The organism is Pseudomonas sp. MWU12-2345 (assembly GCF_023242385.1).
Lineage (GTDB): Bacteria > Pseudomonadota > Gammaproteobacteria > Pseudomonadales > Pseudomonadaceae > Aquipseudomonas > Aquipseudomonas gingeri_D.
On the sequence record NZ_JALLJA010000009.1, the window covers coordinates 174685 to 189785 of the forward strand.

The 15101-nt window shown below is 63.8% G+C and carries 12 protein-coding genes; 1 reads left to right on the top strand and 11 read right to left on the bottom strand.

Features of this window, described 5'->3' with window-relative positions; genetic code table 11:
• Positions 1-83: 83 nt before the first annotated feature.
• The 11 genes from M5C71_RS19115 to M5C71_RS19165 all read right to left on the bottom strand — a co-directional run bounded on the left by M5C71_RS19115 (position 84) and on the right by M5C71_RS19165 (position 13890).
• Positions 84-692 carry a glutathione S-transferase gene (locus tag M5C71_RS19115; RefSeq protein ID WP_248768491.1) on the bottom strand — a complete coding sequence of 203 codons (609 nt, stop codon included), beginning with the start codon at positions 690-692 and terminating at the stop codon, positions 84-86.
• Positions 689-4330 carry an AAA family ATPase gene (locus M5C71_RS19120; protein ID WP_248768492.1) on the bottom strand — a complete coding sequence of 1214 codons (3642 nt, stop codon included), beginning with the start codon at positions 4328-4330 and terminating at the stop codon, positions 689-691. Before M5C71_RS19120 ends, M5C71_RS19115 begins: the two co-directional genes overlap by 4 nt.
• A complete protein-coding gene (locus M5C71_RS19125; protein ID WP_248768493.1) occupies positions 4327-5571 on the bottom strand; it encodes an exonuclease SbcCD subunit D C-terminal domain-containing protein in 1245 nt (414 codons plus the stop codon). The genes M5C71_RS19120 and M5C71_RS19125 overlap by 4 nt, the downstream gene beginning before the upstream one ends.
• 20 nt (positions 5572-5591) lie before the next feature.
• Positions 5592-7241 (bottom strand): BatD family protein, encoded by a 1650-nt coding sequence (locus M5C71_RS19130; RefSeq protein WP_177102216.1) that lies wholly within the window; start codon positions 7239-7241, stop codon positions 5592-5594.
• Positions 7238-8998 carry a tetratricopeptide repeat protein gene (locus tag M5C71_RS19135; protein ID WP_248768494.1) on the bottom strand — a complete coding sequence of 587 codons (1761 nt, stop codon included), beginning with the start codon at positions 8996-8998 and terminating at the stop codon, positions 7238-7240. Before M5C71_RS19135 ends, M5C71_RS19130 begins: the two co-directional genes overlap by 4 nt.
• Complete coding sequence (locus M5C71_RS19140) at positions 8995-10071, bottom strand: VWA domain-containing protein (protein WP_248744932.1); 1077 nt, start codon at positions 10069-10071, stop codon at positions 8995-8997. Before M5C71_RS19140 ends, M5C71_RS19135 begins: the two co-directional genes overlap by 4 nt.
• Entirely contained in the window at positions 10064-10558 is a 495-nt protein-coding gene (locus M5C71_RS19145; protein WP_248768495.1) for a DUF4381 domain-containing protein, read from the bottom strand. The genes M5C71_RS19140 and M5C71_RS19145 overlap by 8 nt, the downstream gene beginning before the upstream one ends.
• The gene (locus tag M5C71_RS19150; RefSeq protein ID WP_103495777.1) at positions 10555-11499 is read right to left on the bottom strand and encodes a DUF58 domain-containing protein; all 945 of its coding nucleotides are present in this window, start codon (positions 11497-11499) and stop codon (positions 10555-10557) included. Before M5C71_RS19150 ends, M5C71_RS19145 begins: the two co-directional genes overlap by 4 nt.
• 8 nt (positions 11500-11507) lie before the next feature.
• Entirely contained in the window at positions 11508-12467 is a 960-nt protein-coding gene (locus M5C71_RS19155) for a MoxR family ATPase (RefSeq protein ID WP_103495776.1), read from the bottom strand.
• 212 nt (positions 12468-12679) lie between these two features.
• Positions 12680-13432 (bottom strand): CDP-diacylglycerol diphosphatase, encoded by a 753-nt coding sequence (locus M5C71_RS19160; RefSeq protein WP_103495775.1) that lies wholly within the window; start codon positions 13430-13432, stop codon positions 12680-12682.
• 101 nt (positions 13433-13533) lie between these two features.
• Positions 13534-13890, bottom strand: coding sequence for a hypothetical protein (locus tag M5C71_RS19165; RefSeq protein ID WP_177102210.1), 357 nt, complete (start codon positions 13888-13890; stop codon positions 13534-13536).
• Between the two features lie 229 nt (positions 13891-14119).
• Here M5C71_RS19165 and M5C71_RS19170 point away from each other — a divergent pair, with 229 nt between their 5' ends.
• Positions 14120-15082, top strand: a complete 963-nt coding sequence (locus tag M5C71_RS19170; protein ID WP_283094028.1) for a glycosyltransferase family 2 protein — start codon at positions 14120-14122, stop codon at positions 15080-15082.
• The last annotated feature ends 19 nt before the right edge of the window (positions 15083-15101 follow it).

Consider the following 15101-nt stretch of genomic DNA (forward strand, 5'->3'; position numbering starts at 1 on the left):
ACACCACTCCCACAAGGTATGTGTCCAGGTTCGGGTTATGTTGCAGGTTTCAGATTGAGCGCTTTCAAGTGAACAAGCCCCTGTCAGGGCTTGGCCATGACGGAGTTGAACAGTTCCGATGCCAGGAACTGTTCCAGCCAGCTCTGTAGATGTTTGTACGGCGCTTGCGCAAACCACACCTGATCCACATGGGCAAATTGACGCACGAACGGTGCGACTGCAATGTCCGCCAGGCTCAGGTGTTCGGCCAGCAGATGGCCGTTATGCGCAAGCAGACCGTCCAGTTTCAAGAGAAATTGCCCGCCCTGTTCCCGGTAGTGCTCCATGGGGAACTCCGGGTAGCGCACCGCGTACTTGTAGCGGTCCAGCCACCGTTTGAAAACCGTGTCATTCTCTTCGATCAGCAGCCCCGTGGCCTGTGCCGTCACGGGATCGCTGCCGAGCAACCAATCCTGCGGATCATGCTGGGCCAGCGCCCAGTGCATGATCTCCAGGCTCTGTTCGATCACCCGCCCATCAGCACACGCCAGCACCGGCACCGTGCCCTTGCTCGACAATTCCAGCATCCGCGCCGGCTTGTTCTTGAGGCTGACTTCCTCGATGTCTACCGCCACCCCCGAATACCGTAGCGCCATGCGTGCGCGCATGGCGTAAGGGCAGCGGCGGAACGAATACAGCGTGGCCGGCGTCATTTCACCTCCAGGGTGCTCAGCCCGTTGCCTTGGCGGCGTACCTGAATCTGCACCGGTATCCGCTCGTGCATTTCCTGCACATGGGAAATCACCGCGACCTTGCGGCCCTGGGCTTGCAGGCCGTCCAGCGCATCCATCGCCAGTTGCAGGGATTCCGGGTCGAGACTGCCGAAGCCTTCGTCGATAAACAGCGATTCGATCTTCAGCGTGCTCGAAGCCATCGACGCCAGGCCCAGGGCCAGGGCCAGCGAGACCAGGAAGGTTTCGCCGCCGGACAACGAATGCACCGAACGCAGTTCGTCGCCCATTTCCGTGTCCATCACCAACAACCCGAGCATGCTGCCGCCACGCTTGAGGCGATAACGCCGCACCAGTTGGCGCAATTGCGCGTTGGCATGGTGCACCAGCAGGTCGAGGTTGTAGGCCTGGGCCAGTTTGCGGAAGCGATCGCCGGTGGCCGAGCCGATCAGCGCGTCCAGGCGTGCCCAGCGCTGATACTCGTTGTTGGCCTCGGTGATCCGCTGTTGCAGCTCCTGGTTGGCGTCCTGGCGGCGCTGGTCTTCGGTTTGTTGCGCGCGCAATTCCGCACAGTGGTGTTCACTGGCAATCAGCTGGGTTTGCAGATCGCTCAAGGCGGCGTCCAGTGCTGGCGCGTCGAGGTTGCCATTGTGCTGGGCTTGATGCTGCTGAAGGTGTTTCTCCCGCTCCTGCAGCAGCACCCGGGCTTGCTCGACGGCTTTTTCGCTGACTTGTAATTGCTGGCGCAGTTGGCTGACATGTTCATCGTCGCAGGCCAGCAGTTGCTCAAGTCCGGCGTCGTCCAGTTCCGGGTGGCGGGCACGCCAGTCCGCGACTTGTTGCGCCAGTTCCAGGCTTTCCTGTTCCAGGGCCTGCCGGCGTTCCTGGCGGGCCTTGATGTCGGCGCCGAGCTGGATCAGTTGACTACCGAGTTCCTGTAACTGCAGGTTGGCCGAAGCATCGGCCTGCCGCGCATGCTCCACCGCCTGGTCCATCTGCTGCTGCCAGGCTTCGACGCTGGCGTGTTCGCCGATCAGGCCGACCAGCTTGAGCTGGCTGGCCTGCTGCTGCTCAAGGAGTGCGGCGCAACGTTGTTTCAGCTCTTCGAATTGTTGTTCTCGGGTTTGCTGACGAACTTGCTCCAGTTCGATTTTTTCCTGGCGCTCGCGCTGTTCCTGCTGCTCCTCGCGCTGCTGTTCCAACTGACCGAGACGTTGCGCGACCTGTTGATCGAGCTGCATGAAGGTCGCCGCCGGATCCTTGCGCAGGCCTTGCAGGGTCTCGTCCGGCAGCAGGCTGGCGAAGGTGCCCAGTTCCTGTTCCAGTCGTTCCTGATCGGCACCCATCTGGCGTTGCTGATCGAGCAAGTGCTGGCGCGCGGCCTGGCTGGCTTCGGTGGCGGCCTGCAATTGTTGCTGGAGCCGCGCGGCATCCTGTTGCAGGGTGAGCAGGGCGGTTTGCCGTTGCTCGTCCTGGCCGATGTTCTGCTGCAACTGGTGCAACTGCTGGTTGAGCCAGGCCTCGCGGCGAGCGCCATCCTGTTCCAGTAGCGCGCTGTGCAGCGGATGGGCTTGCAGGCTCGGCGCCAGTTCCTGATGTTGCTGGGCCAGCTGTTCCTGCTGGGTGAGCAGCTCTTTCTGCTGGGCAATCAGCCCGCCGACCTTTTCCCGCAGTTGGCTGAGCTTTTCCGTCAGCGTGTCGACGGCCTGCCGTGCGGCGGCCTCTTCGCTCTCGTCGTGACGACCCAGGCTCTGCAACAGGGCCTCGGGTTGATGGTAGGGATGTTCATGGCTGCCGCATACCGGGCAGGGCTGGTCGTCCTGCAACTGTCCGCGCAGTTCTTCGACGCTGGCGCTGCGGGCCAGGCGCTGGCGTTCAAGCAACTGCCGGGTAATCGTCAGGGCCTGCTCGGCGACCTTGAGTTCATCCCGTGCCTGCAGGCCTTCGCGGTTGAGTTCATCGCGTTGCTGCTGGGCGTTCTGCTGCCGTTCCTGCAACTGCTGGGTGCGCTGGTCCAGCTCGCGCTGGCGGCTCCACAGTCGTTGCAGTTCTTCGAAGGCGCGCAGTTGCTTGCGATTGTCCTGCAGCAGGCTGCCGAGAATCTGGATCTGTTCGCCGACAGCGGCCGGTTCCGCTCCGGCTTCGCTGTACAGCACTTCGAGCGCGCCACGCTGCTCAGCAAGCTGTTGGTCGGTGTGGGCGACCCGTGCCTGCAACTGCTCCAGCTCGCGTTGGCCCTGGTTCAGTCGATTGCCGATCAGCATCAACTGTTGCAAGCGATCGCGATAGGCGTTCCAGGCCTCGCTCAACGGGGCGAGGGCGGCGCTGTGCCGCAACTGTTCGGCGATTTGCTCCAGGCGCGTGGCGACCTGCTGCTGTTGCTCCAGCAGTGAAGTGAGTTGCGCGCGGCCTTCGCTGCCGGCCTGTTCGGCGGCCTGCTTCTGCCGCTCGGCATCGTCCAGGTCCTTGCCCAGGTGGGTCAGCGTGGCCTGTTCATCGAAGGCCTGGCGTAGCAGTGGCGCACTATCGCTTTGCCGGGTCAGGGCTTCGGTCAACTGGGTATGGGCATTCGACCGGCTCTGTTCAAGCTGCTGCTGACGGGCCTGCAAGTCGGCCTGCTGGTCCAGATGCTGCTGGATCTGCGCGGCCAGTGGCGCCAGTTGCTCGTTCAGTTGGCGCTGGCGGGCGAACTGATGCCGTTGTGGCGCCAGTTGTTCCAGGCGGGCGAGTTGCTGGCGCTCGGCGCCATGGGCCTGCCAGTCCTGTTCCGCGCCTTGCAGTTGCTCGGCGGCGGCCTGGTGTTGTTCCTGTCGTTGCAGCAGTTCCTTGAGCCAGGTGTGCTGTAGCTCAAGCTGCTTGAGCTGGGCTTGCCCGGTCTTGAGTTGCTGTTGGGCTTCACCGAATTGTCGATCCAGCTCGACCCGTGCTTCAGCGTCCATGGGCGCGATGCCACCGGCCTGGTCCAGCAACAGCTTGTGGGCCTCGCGGGCCTGCTTGGTCTTGTCGAAGGCACGCCGGCCGAGGCGGGTATAGAGCGCGGTATCGGTAAGCTTTTCCAGCAGTTCGCTACGCTCGTTGTCGTCAGCCTTGAGAAAGGCGCTGAACTCGCTCTGGGCCAGCAACACGGCGCGGGTGAACTGTTCGAAGTTCAGGCCCAGGCGGCTTTCCAGCAGGGTCTTGTATTCGCCTTTCTGGCTGGCCAGCAGTTGGTCGCTGTCCAGATCGCGCAGGCTCTGGCGGCTGGCCTGCAACTTGCCGCCGGCTTTGTCCCGGGCGCGGTTGGCTTCCCAGCGTGCGCGGTAGCGGCGGCCGTCGATACCGACAAAATCCACTTCGGCATAGCCTGCGCCGGTGCCGCGACGCAACAGGGTGCGTGGGTCGCCGGTGCCGATCTCGCCATCGGCGTCCGGCACCTTGGCATCGCGCGACGCATTGTTCAGCCGGGGTACGGCGCCGAACAAGGCCAGGCACAAGGCATCGAGCAGGGTACTTTTACCGGCGCCGGTGGGGCCGGTAATGGCGAACAGGCCGGCGCTGGCCAGGGGCTCGGCGGTGAAGTCCAGTTCGAAGGGGCCGGCAAGGGAGGCCAGGTTTTTCAGGCGGATGGCGAGGATCTTCATGGCTGTTCGCCCTCCAACTGGACTTCCTGCAACAGCAGGGCAAAGTCATTGAGGGTCGCTTCGTCCACCGGGTTGCCGTAGCTGTCCTGCCAGGCACGGCTGAACAGTTCCTGCGGGCTGAGCTGATCGAGATTGATCAGTCGCTCGTTGTCCGTTTCGCCTTCACCCCCATTTGAGCCGGCGTACTCGGCGGCGATCCGCACCAGGCGCACGGCCTTGCCTTGCAGGGCGGTTTCCACTTGCTGGCGCAGGTCCGGCTGCGGCTCATCCAGGCGTACCCGCACTTCCAGCCAGGGTTGGCGTTGCAGGTCGGCCAGCAGGTCGACATCGGGCAACTGCGCCAGTTGTTCGAGTATCTCGGCAAATGGCACCGGGCCCAGGCGCTGCAGGTTCACGGCGCGGGGAATCAGGCGGCTGTCGACGCTGACCAGGGTTTCGCCGTCGAGGACGATATCGAGGATCTGGTGCTGATAGGTGATTTCGGAAAACGACAGCGGAATCGGCGAGCCGCAGTAGCGAATACGTTCCTCGCCGTTGACCTTCTGCGGCTTGTGCAGATGGCCAAGGGCGACATAGCTGACACTGGCGTCGAACAGGCTTGCCGGCAGAGCCTCAGCGCTGCCGATGATCAGGCTGCGCTCCGAATCCTCGGAGATCGAGCCGCCGGCCATATGTGCGTGGCTGATGGCGACCAGGGCCTGGCCCGGCTGGCGCTTGGCGTTGGCCGCGGCGATCAGTCGGCGATGCACCTCGCCGATACCCTTCAGGTAGTGGTCACCCAACTGCGTGCCGGTGACTTCGGCGGGCCGCAGAAAGGGCAGGGCCAGGCACCAGGCGGCGATTTCACCGTTCGCGGCGGGCAATGGCAGCAGCAGGCGTTCACTGTCCAGCTCGCCATCGTCGAGCCACAGCACCCGGCCCACGGCGTGGGTGCGCAGTCGGCGCATCAGCGGTGCGGGCAGTTCGATACGGGAACCGGAGTCGTGGTTGCCGGCAATCATCACGATGGTCAGCAGCGGCTGTTGTTCGTGGGCGCTGACGATAAAGTCGTAGAGGCGCTCCTGGGCTTTGACCGGCGGGTTGACGGTGTCGAAGATATCGCCGGCGATCAGCAGGACATCGGGCTGCTGTTGCTTGAGTTGGGCCAGAAGCCAGGTGAGAAAACAGGCGTGTTCGAAATCTCGCTCCTGGCCATGAAGGTTCTGGCCAAGATGCCAGTCGGAGGTGTGAAACAGGCGCAAGGCAAACTCCAACTTATCGATTATTTGGGGTAGAGCGGCGGCAGGCTGCTGTCGCTGGCCGGGTCCTGGACGCGCTCGGCGACCGGGATCGCGCGGATCGCCCGCCACAGTTCCTCACCCTGCCAGTACTGGCCGCTTTCGCTGTAGAGCGCGCCATTGAGGCCGTCCAGGGCATCGGACAGGGTGACAAAACGCGCGGCCATGTCGGCCAGGGTTTCCGGTTGCTGCCGGGCCCAGGCATCCAGGGCCTGGCGGGTGGCCTGGGGATCGTTGGCCAGGCAGGTCCGTTTGAGGTCGTCGAGCAGCGTCCGTGGGCTCGGGCCGGTCTGGGCGGCGCGGTGCACCGCCGGCTGCGAGCGGGCCCGCCACCAAAGGCCGAAACCCAGCAGGGTGGTGCAGGCGAGGATCAGCGTGCTGAGCTTCCAGGCCCACAGCAGCGGCGGTTGCGGCGGCGTGTTGTTGGCGGCACTGCTCACCGGCGTGTCCACCGCCAGGCTCGGGTTGTTCGCCACTTGCAGGGTCCGCGCCGGCAGTGTGCTGCGCTCCATATGCTCTTCATGGGTATTCCACCAGGTCACTTCCACCGCCGGCAGGTCGAAGCTGCCGCTGTGGGTCGGCACCAGCGCCTCGCGTTCCTCGCGGGTGCCGATCAGGCCGCGTTCGGTGTTCTGGTTGCTCAGTTGCGCCTGGTCCGGGTAGCGTCGCAAGCCATTGAGGGTGGTCGCCGGCAGCGGCGGCAGTTGCCCGCTGGAGAGCCCTTCGGCCTTGAGGGTCAGGCTGCGGGTCAGGGAGTCGCCGACCTGGCTGTGATCCGGTTCCGGGCTCCAGCTTTCACTGAGGCTCAGGCTGCGGGCCGGCAGCCACGGCACGTCGGCGGGCCAGGTATCGGGCTGTGGTTTGACCTGCAAGCGCATCTGCTCGGAGCTGACGCGCATCAATTTGCCGGGTTTGGCGCCCTGGGGCACCTGGCCCTGGTTTTGATTCGGCTGGGCGTCCACCAGGGTGGCGGTAAACACCTGCGCGGGGATCGTCAGTTCACCGCTGTGCTGCGGGTAGATCGCATAACGCCACTCGATCACGCCATGGCGCACGCCATTGATCAGCTTTTCGTAAGTGCGCGACTCGCCCAACTGCTCGATACGGGCATCGGGGATCTGCAAGGGGGTGAGGCTGCTGTCGTCATACAGCGACACCGAGTGATAGATGCGCAGGGTCAGCACGGCCTGGGCCTGGACGTAGACGCTGTCCTGGTCGAGGCTGGCGTCGATGAACACCGGCGCCAGGTTGCTGGCCGCGGCCTGGTCCTCGCCTTGCAGCACCTGCAGGGTGATCGGCTCGCTGCTGAGTTCGCCCAGGTGCAATTCCGGGATCGTCACGTTGCCGTTTGCCTTTGGCGTCAGGGTGACGATCCAGCGCGTGGTGGCCTGGCTTTCGCCGCCCAGGGTGGTCAACTGGTTGACCTGGCGGGTGCCGCGCACTTCGAACTGCGGGTCCAGCGGGGCCAGGTCGGGTTTGCCGAACTGGGTGACATCCTTGGATTCGAGGGTCAGTTCCACCGACTCGCCGGAGTTCAGGCGCGTGCGGTCGACGCTGGCCAGCAAGCCCTCGGCATGGGCCGACAGGTTGGCGCAGAGCAGCAGCGTAAGGAACAGGGAGAAGCGCAGGGTCATCGGGTCTTGTCCTGATGGAGCTGTTGTTCGTACCAGAATTTGCGCCGCAGCAGTTCTCCCGGGTCATCGGGGATCTGTCGCAGCCATTGTTCCAACGCCTGGTGGCGTTCACCGTCGATGATATCGGCGGCGGCCCGCAAGGGCGGGTGGGTGGTCTGTTCGTCGCCCAGCTCGCTGCCGGGTACCTCGTTGCCGCCGGGCTGATTGCCCGCTTGGCTGGCCTGGGCGTCCGGCGGCTGGTTGCCGGTCGCCGGGTTCTGTTCCTGGGGCGCGGACTGCGTCGTGGCAGTACTGGACGAATTCGTCCCGGCCGGGGCCGATTGCGCGGCGTTTTGTTCGTTGCCGGTTGTGGCGGCGTCGGCGGGCTTGCTTGGCTCAACCGGTGGCTTGGCCTGTTTTTCCCTGAGCAACTCTTCCACCAGTGTCCGGTTCTGCAAGGCTGGTCGCAAGTCCGGCTGACGTTCCAGGGCCTGTTCGTAGGCGTCCAGCGCTGCTTCCAGCTCGCCGCTGCGGGCCAGGGCGTTGCCCCGATTGTAGTGGGCGTTGGCATCGTCGCCTTCGGCAAACTTCTTCGCGGCGGCGGCGTAGTCGCCGGCTTCATAGAGGGCCAGGCCTTGCCATTGCGGGTCCTCGAAATGTTGTGCCGCTTCGAGCGGGCGCTTTTGCTCAAGCAACTGCTGGCCCTGTTGGTCTGGCCGCAACCATAGATCCCTCAGCTCAAAGGCCTGGCTTGGCTGTGGGAACAGGAAGAACAGTGGCAGGCAGAACAACCAGCCACGCCGTCCGGCACAGGCGGCCAGCAGCAGGAGCGGCAACAGCAACCAGTAGCCCTGGTCGGCCCAGCTGTCGAGCTGTACGGTCTGGCCGTCCTTGCGCAGGTGGCGCGGGCCGTCCAGCAGGCCGAGGCCGCGCAGGTCGCTGTCGTCCAGGCGGGCCTGGCGGTAGCGGCCGCCGATTTCGCCGGCGAAGTCCTTCAGGCTCTGGCTGTCGAGATGCGGCACCAGGATCGTGCCCTGGGCGTCCTTGAGGAAACCGCCGTTCTCCTGGGCCACCGGCGCACCATCGCGGGTGCCGATCCCGAGGATCAGCAGGCTGTGGGGCTTGCCGTCCAGGGCCTGGCGGATGCCTTGGCGTTCCTGCTCGCTGAGGGACGAGCCGATCAGCAGCAGCCGGCCTTCGCCCAGGGCGCCACGTTCGAGCAGGGTCAGGGCCTTTTTCACTGCAAGGTCGGCGCGATGGCCTTCCTCGGGCATGATCGAGGGTTTGATCGCGTCCAGCAGATTGCGGCTGGTGCCCAGGTCATCGGACAGCGGCACCAGCGTATGGGCGCTGCCGGCGTAGACGATGATCGCCGTCTGCGAGTCGCTGCGAGCGCGCAACAGGTCGAACAGTTTGCGCCGGGCCTGTTCCAGTCGATTTGGCGGGGTGTCGGTGGCGAGCATGTCCGGCGTCAGCTCGAGTAGCACCACCAGCGGGTCCAAGGGTTTCTGGGTGGACTCTTCGACCCGCTGCCAGCTCGGCCCGAGCAGGGCCAGGGCGGCGAGAGTCCAGCCCAGGCCGAGGGCGATCAGGTGCAGTTTGCTGCTGTTGCGGCTGCCACCATTGAGCAGGACCCGATGGAACGCCGTCGGCAGGATCATCTGCCAGCGGCCGGCGCGCTTCTGCCGGTGCCAGAGTTGCCACAGCAACCAACCCAGCAGCGGCAGGACCAACAGCGAGATAGGGCGGAACCAGTGTGGCCAGAGGGCTTCGATCATCGACGCCTCCGCAGACGCAGGCGTTCCAGGCGTTGGCGCCATTCCGGGCGCTGCGGCAGGAACTGCCGGCGTGCCAGCCAGCGTTGCAGCAGGTTGTCCGGCCAGCGCTCGCGGATCACCAGCAACACGCTGATCAGCAGGGCCAAGCTGAGCGGCCAGTGATACAGCGCTCGGGCGGGGCGGGCCTGGGTGGGTTGTTGAGCGACAGGTTCAAGCTGGTCGAGGGTTTCCTTGATGGCTTGCAGCTCCTGGCCGTCGCGGGCACGGAAATAGCGACCGCCGGTGATGCTGGCGATCTCCTTCAGCGCCGGCTCGTCGAGGTCCATGCTCGGGTTCAGGCCGAGCATGCTCAGGGTCCCGGTTTGTTGCGGATCGGCACCCATGCCGATGGTGTAGATCTTCACGCTTTCTTCGGCGGCCAGGTGCGCGGCGGTGATCGGATCGATTTCGCCGGCGTTGTTGGCGCCGTCGGTGACCAGGATCAGCACCCGGCTTTGCGCCGGCCGCAGGCGCAGGCGCTTGATGGCCAGGCCAATGGCGTCGCCGATGGCGGTGTTCTTGCCGGCGATGCCGATCTTCGCTTCATCCAGCCAGATGCGCACGGTGCGTCGGTCGAAGGTCAGGGGAGCCTGCACATAGGCCTTGCTGCCGAACAGGATCAGGCCCACGCGATCGCCTTCGCGGTGCTCGAGAAAATCGCCGAGCAGGTGCTGGACCAGGCCCAGGCGGCTGATGTCCTCGTCCTGCCAACGCATGTCGGGGTATTCCATGGAGCCGGACAGGTCCACCGCCACCAGCAGGTCACGACCGCTGGCGGCCAGCGGCAAGGGGTCGCCCAGCCATTGTGGCCGCGCGGCGGCGCATAACAGCAGCAGCCAGAGCAGGATGAACGGCAGTTGCTGGCGCCAGCTCGGCAGGCTGACCCGGGCCCGGCGGCGGGCCAGGCTTTCCAGGTCGGCGAGAAAGCTGATCTTCAGCGATGCTTCACCGCTGTCGGCCACCGGCAGCAGGATGCGCATCAGCCAGGGCAGCGGCAGTAAGGCAAAAAGCCAGGGCCAGGCGAACTCAAACATGTTTGCGGATCCAGGTGTCGATCGCCTGGCTCAACCCGGCGATGGCCTTGTCGTCGAGCTTGCATTCGGGTTTGTAGGCGCCTTCCACCAGCACCATCCAGCGGGTCAGGCCGGCGGCTGGACAGCGGTTGTCGAGGAATGCCAGCCATTTACGGCCATTGAGGGTGTGGCTCTGGCTGTAGGGGTAATGGTTGCGGCACAGGCGCTTGAGCAGGCCGTTGAGTTGTTGCAGCCAGGCTCCGGCCGGTGCGCCATCATAGGGCTTGGGCAACTGCGCGAGTTCCGCCAGGGCGGCCAGGCGCACCGGGTCCAGGGGCTGTTCGGCGCGGGCGAGGGGGCGCTTGGCCGGCAGGAAGCGACGCAGGTACCAGAGCCCGACGCCCAGCAGCGGAATCAGTGCCAGCAGCAGCCACCAGCCCGGTGCCGGTGGCCAGAAACCCTGGATCGGCGGGGTGATCAGCGGTTGCAGTTGCTCCAGGCTGCTCATGGTTGTTTCCCCGGTCGCTGGGGGTTCAGGTACTCGCGTAACTGCTCGACCATTTCGCTCTGGGTGCTCAAGGGCATCAACAGCACCCGCAGTTTCTGCGCCAGCAGCTCCCAGCGGGCAATCCGTGCTTCACCCTGGGCGCGGTAGGTCTGGCGCAGCTCCAGGTTGAGGGTGTCGAGTTCCAACTGCGCGCCGCGCTCGGCAAAACGCAACAGGCCGGCGGCGGGGAGGGCATGGTCGAGGGGATCGGAGACCGGCAGCATCAGCAGGTCGCAATGACGCGAGAGCAGGCTGAGTTGTTGTTCGGCGGCATCGCTCAGGGCTCGCTCGTCACAGATCACGATCACCAGGCTGCCGGGGCGCAGCACCTTGCGCGCGCGGATCAGCGCCAGGCCCAGGGCATTGGGATCGGCGGCGGTTTCGGTGTGCAGCGAGTGGTTGACCCGCACCAGGCGGTTGAGCAGTTGCAACAGGCTTTGCTTACTGCGCCGCGGCTTGATCTCGTAGTGCTCGTTGTCGCCGTAGACCAGGCCACCGACCCGGTCGTTGTGGCCCAGGGCGGCCCAGCCGATCAGGCTCGCGGCCTGGGCGGCGAGCACCGACTTGAAAGTCAGCCCCGAGCCGAAGAACAGCTGGCGGCTCTGTTCCACCAGAATGAAGATCGGCCGTTCGCGTTCTTCGTGAAACAGCTTGGTATGGGGTTCCTGGGTGCGGGCGGTGACGCGCCAGTCGATGGTGCGCACATCGTCGCCGGCCTGGTAGACCCGCACCTGGTCGAAATCGACCCCACGCCCGCGCAGTTTCGAGTGGTGCAGGCCGATCAGCGGGCTGCGCTGGCTCGGCGTCGAGAACAGCTGCACTTCGCGCACGCGATGGCGCATCTCGATCAGTTCGGCGAGGGTGGTGCGGATACCGGGTTCGGCGGGCAGGGGCGCGATCATGGTCCGGGTCAGGCGACGGCGACGACATCGAGGATGCGCTGCACCACCCGATCCTGGTCGATCCCGGCGGCTTCGGCCTCGAACGACAGGATGATACGGTGGCGCAGTACGTCGAACAGCACCGCCTGGATATCCTCGGGGCTGACGAAATCGCGACCGGCCAGCCAGGCATGGGCCCGCGCGCAACGGTCCAGGGCGATGGAGCCGCGAGGGCTGGCGCCGTAGGCGATCCATTCGGCCATCTCCGGGTCGAACTTGGCCGGCGTACGGGTCGCCATCACCAGTTGCACCAGATACTCCTCCACCGCATCGGCCATGTACAAGCCGAGGATTTCCTTGCGCGCGGCGAAGATCGCCTGTTGGCTGACCCGGCGCTCGGGCTTGGTTTCGCCGTTCAGGGCTTCGCCCCGGGCCTGTTGCAGGATGCGCCGTTCGACCGAGGCATCGGGGAAACCGATCTTGACGTGCATCAGGAAGCGGTCGAGCTGGGCTTCGGGCAGCGGGTAGGTGCCTTCCTGCTCGATCGGGTTCTGGGTCGCCATCACCAGGAACAATGGCGACAGGTCGTAGGTGCTGCGCCCGACGCTGACCTGGCGTTCGGCCATGGCTTCCAGCAGGGCCGACTGGACCTTGGCCGGCGCGCGGTTGATTTCATCCGCCAGCACCAGGTTGTGGAAGATCGGGCCTTGCTGGAACACGAAGCTGCCGGTTTCCGGGCGATAGATCTCGGTGCCGGTGATGTCGGCCGGGAGCAGGTCGGGGGTGAACTGGATGCGATGGAACTGCGCTTCGATGCCTTCGGCCAACTCCTTGATGGCCTTGGTCTTGGCCAGGCCCGGGGCGCCTTCGACCAGTATGTGACCGTCGGCCAGCAGGGCGATCAACAGGCGCTCGACGAGTTTTTCCTGGCCGAGGATCTGGGCTGAGAGAAAGGTTCGCAGCGCAAGCAGCGCTTCACGATGTTCCATCGATGAGTGTTCCTGGAGAGGGTGGCCGACGGCATTCGAATGAATGTCACGGCTGGGGGCGTTACTTTAATGCATCGGGGGTGGTGGCGACTAACGGCTATGGGGATTTTTATGGATTTTGAGGAAAAGTCTTACCTGGTTGGGAATCATCTCCTGTAAGCAGCCCCGCCCAGGCGATTTCTCACCGGGCGGGGGGGCGCTCGCGTCACGGGTTATTGGGCCAGTGCGCAGCCATAGTCCTGGATCTCGCCGGCGGAGCCGCGGCTGAAACCGACCAGGCTCAAACGGTTCGCCAGCAGCAACAGGTCACCGCCGGGCGCTACCACCAGGGCCAGGCCATAGTGGGACAGGCTGTCACCCTGTTGTCGGGCATATTCACCCAGCACCTTGAACGGGTTTTCCTGTTTCAGGTCCTGGCCGTTCAGGCGTTTCGCCAGGTACTCATGGCCGTTCAGCCTGACCGCCAGGGGCTGCCACGCCTGGGTCACCCGCGGGGCTTGTTCGACCAGTTGCTGGTAGATCCCGGGGCGCAGGCAGGCCAGATGGATATGCAGTTGGCCCTGGGAGCGGCCATACGGCGAGTTGATGGCCAGCGAGAGAAACTCGTCCTTGATCGGTTTGCCGGCTTCGGCGGACAGGCGCCCACGTTGCTGCCAGGCACTGGCGAAAAAGGCGTAGGCATTGTCCTCGAGCAGCAGCGGACTCTCGATGCCGGTGACCCGGTCAGTGGGAATGGTCAGGTCATGCAGCGGGCCCTGGCGATCCTTGAGCAAGGCAACGTGCTGCTGCAGATCCACCCTCAGGCACGGCGCGGGGTTCTGGGCGTCCTGCTGATGGGGCACGCATTGCTGGCCGACAATCTGCCAAAGCGCATTGCCTTTGCCGAGTCCCCAGATCAGCCAGGACCCCGCCGCCAGTACAGCGACCACCAACACCAGCCCTGAAATTTTCAGCCACTTGCTCATGCCACTTTCCTGATCAGAAGTAAAAACCGGGACACTCTAAACCAGCTCTTCGTGCTTTTTTGTGTCGATTCTGATCGCGGATGTTTCAAGCCAATCGGCTGTCAGCCCAGTTCGCTGATATAGGTGCCGGTACCGGCGAGAATATTTTTCAGGGTCTGCTCGACTTCGGCCAGGTCGGCCGCGGCGGTCTGGTGCTGGATCTCGAGGTGATCGTCGCCGTTGAGCGCATCGGCATCGGCGGCGGCGATTTCGATCAGCAGGCGCGTGGCGCTGAGGGTCACCTTGATGCCGTCCAGGGTGGAGGGTTCGCCATCGAGGGTGATCTCCAGCTCATCCTCGTCGGGATAGCGGGTCATCAGGAACATTTCGCCCTTGTCGCTATGGCAGCAGAGCATGGCCATGTTGTCTTCTTCATCGTCGCAGGGGTTGGCGATAAGGTGGGCTGTGCTGAGCTGCATGGGGGAATGTCCTGTCTGGGCGGGGGGAGCGCTATTTTGCCTGTATTCGGGATATTTTTCAGGGTTGAGTGACTGGAAAGCTTAATGGTTATAAGACGCATCCGGGTATGGTTTGATTATTTCTATCATCAAGGGGCACTCGTACAGACCTGTCATTTCTGACAGTAGACGTTGCCGCCGGAAGTCTTGATAATCACTGTCAAGCCGAGTTCCAGCATTTGTCGTCCGGTTGAAGATTTTTCGTAAGAATCTTTTGACGGAGGACTGGGCCTTGAAAGTCTCAATCTTGATGTGTACCTATAATGGCCAGCGGTTTCTGGCCGAACAGATCAACTCCTTTGAGCGTCAAAGCCATTTCAACTGGAGCCTGGCAATATCCGACGACGGCTCCACGGATAACACTCTGGAAGTCGTCCGCCGTTGTGCCAGTGATTGGCCGCGAGATCGCCTGAAAATATTTTCCGGGCCGAAGAAGGGCTTTGCGGCCAACTTTCTCTCATTGACCTGTCGTGCTGAAGTTCAGGCGGATTTTTACGCCTGGTCCGATCAGGACGATATCTGGAACGAGGACAAACTCGAAACGGCGCTGATGTGGCTGCAAAGTGTGCCTGAGCAGGTCCCGGCACTTTATTGTGGTCGCACCCAATTGATCAGTGAGTTGGGCATCGCCGCCGGCCAGTCGCCGAAGTTTTCCCAGCCGCCGAAGTTTGCCAATGCCCTGGTACAGTGCATCGGCGGTGGTAATACCATGGTATTCAATCATGCCGCCCGGGAGCTTCTACGCGAAGCGGGCCCGTATATCGCCATTGTTTCCCATGACTGGTGGGCTTATCAACTGGTGTCCGGTGCCAAGGGCGGCGTGGTCTTTTACGATCCCCATGCCAAGACCCTCTATCGTCAGCACAAGAGCAATCTGGTGGGCAGTAATGCCAGTTGGTGGGCGCGTCTTTATCGACTGTGGATGGTGCTCCATGGGCGCTTTCATGAGTGGAGCAGGAAAAATATCCGAGCGCTGGAAGTGATGAGCCATCGCCTGGATAAGCAGAGTGTTGAAATCCTTTCAAACTTTAAAGCGGCTCGCGATCAGCCACTGTTCCCTCGGCTCGCCGGTATTCGCCGTTCCGGCGTCTATCGACAGACACTCGGCGGCAATCTGGGACTGCTGTTTGCTGCCTTGATCAGAAAAATCTGAACGTCTTTTGTGATGGGTT

What these genes read in the sequence shown, in the direction of transcription:
- M5C71_RS19120 (WP_248768492.1), bottom strand. Translation starts at nt 4,330, where the DNA reads ATGAAGATCCTCGCCATCCGCCTGAAAAACCTGGCCTCCCTTGCCGGC.
- M5C71_RS19115 (WP_248768491.1), bottom strand. Translation starts at nt 692, where the DNA reads ATGACGCCGGCCACGCTGTATTCGTTCCGCCGCTGCCCTTACGCCATG.
- M5C71_RS19165 (WP_177102210.1), bottom strand. Translation starts at nt 13,890, where the DNA reads ATGCAGCTCAGCACAGCCCACCTTATCGCCAACCCCTGCGACGATGAA.
- M5C71_RS19130 (WP_177102216.1), bottom strand. Translation starts at nt 7,241, where the DNA reads ATGACCCTGCGCTTCTCCCTGTTCCTTACGCTGCTGCTCTGCGCCAAC.
- M5C71_RS19145 (WP_248768495.1), bottom strand. Translation starts at nt 10,558, where the DNA reads ATGAGCAGCCTGGAGCAACTGCAACCGCTGATCACCCCGCCGATCCAG.
- M5C71_RS19155 (WP_103495776.1), bottom strand. Translation starts at nt 12,467, where the DNA reads ATGGAACATCGTGAAGCGCTGCTTGCGCTGCGAACCTTTCTCTCAGCC.
- M5C71_RS19150 (WP_103495777.1), bottom strand. Translation starts at nt 11,499, where the DNA reads ATGATCGCGCCCCTGCCCGCCGAACCCGGTATCCGCACCACCCTCGCC.
- M5C71_RS19140 (WP_248744932.1), bottom strand. Translation starts at nt 10,071, where the DNA reads ATGTTTGAGTTCGCCTGGCCCTGGCTTTTTGCCTTACTGCCGCTGCCC.
- M5C71_RS19160 (WP_103495775.1), bottom strand. Translation starts at nt 13,432, where the DNA reads ATGAGCAAGTGGCTGAAAATTTCAGGGCTGGTGTTGGTGGTCGCTGTA.
- M5C71_RS19135 (WP_248768494.1), bottom strand. Translation starts at nt 8,998, where the DNA reads ATGATCGAAGCCCTCTGGCCACACTGGTTCCGCCCTATCTCGCTGTTG.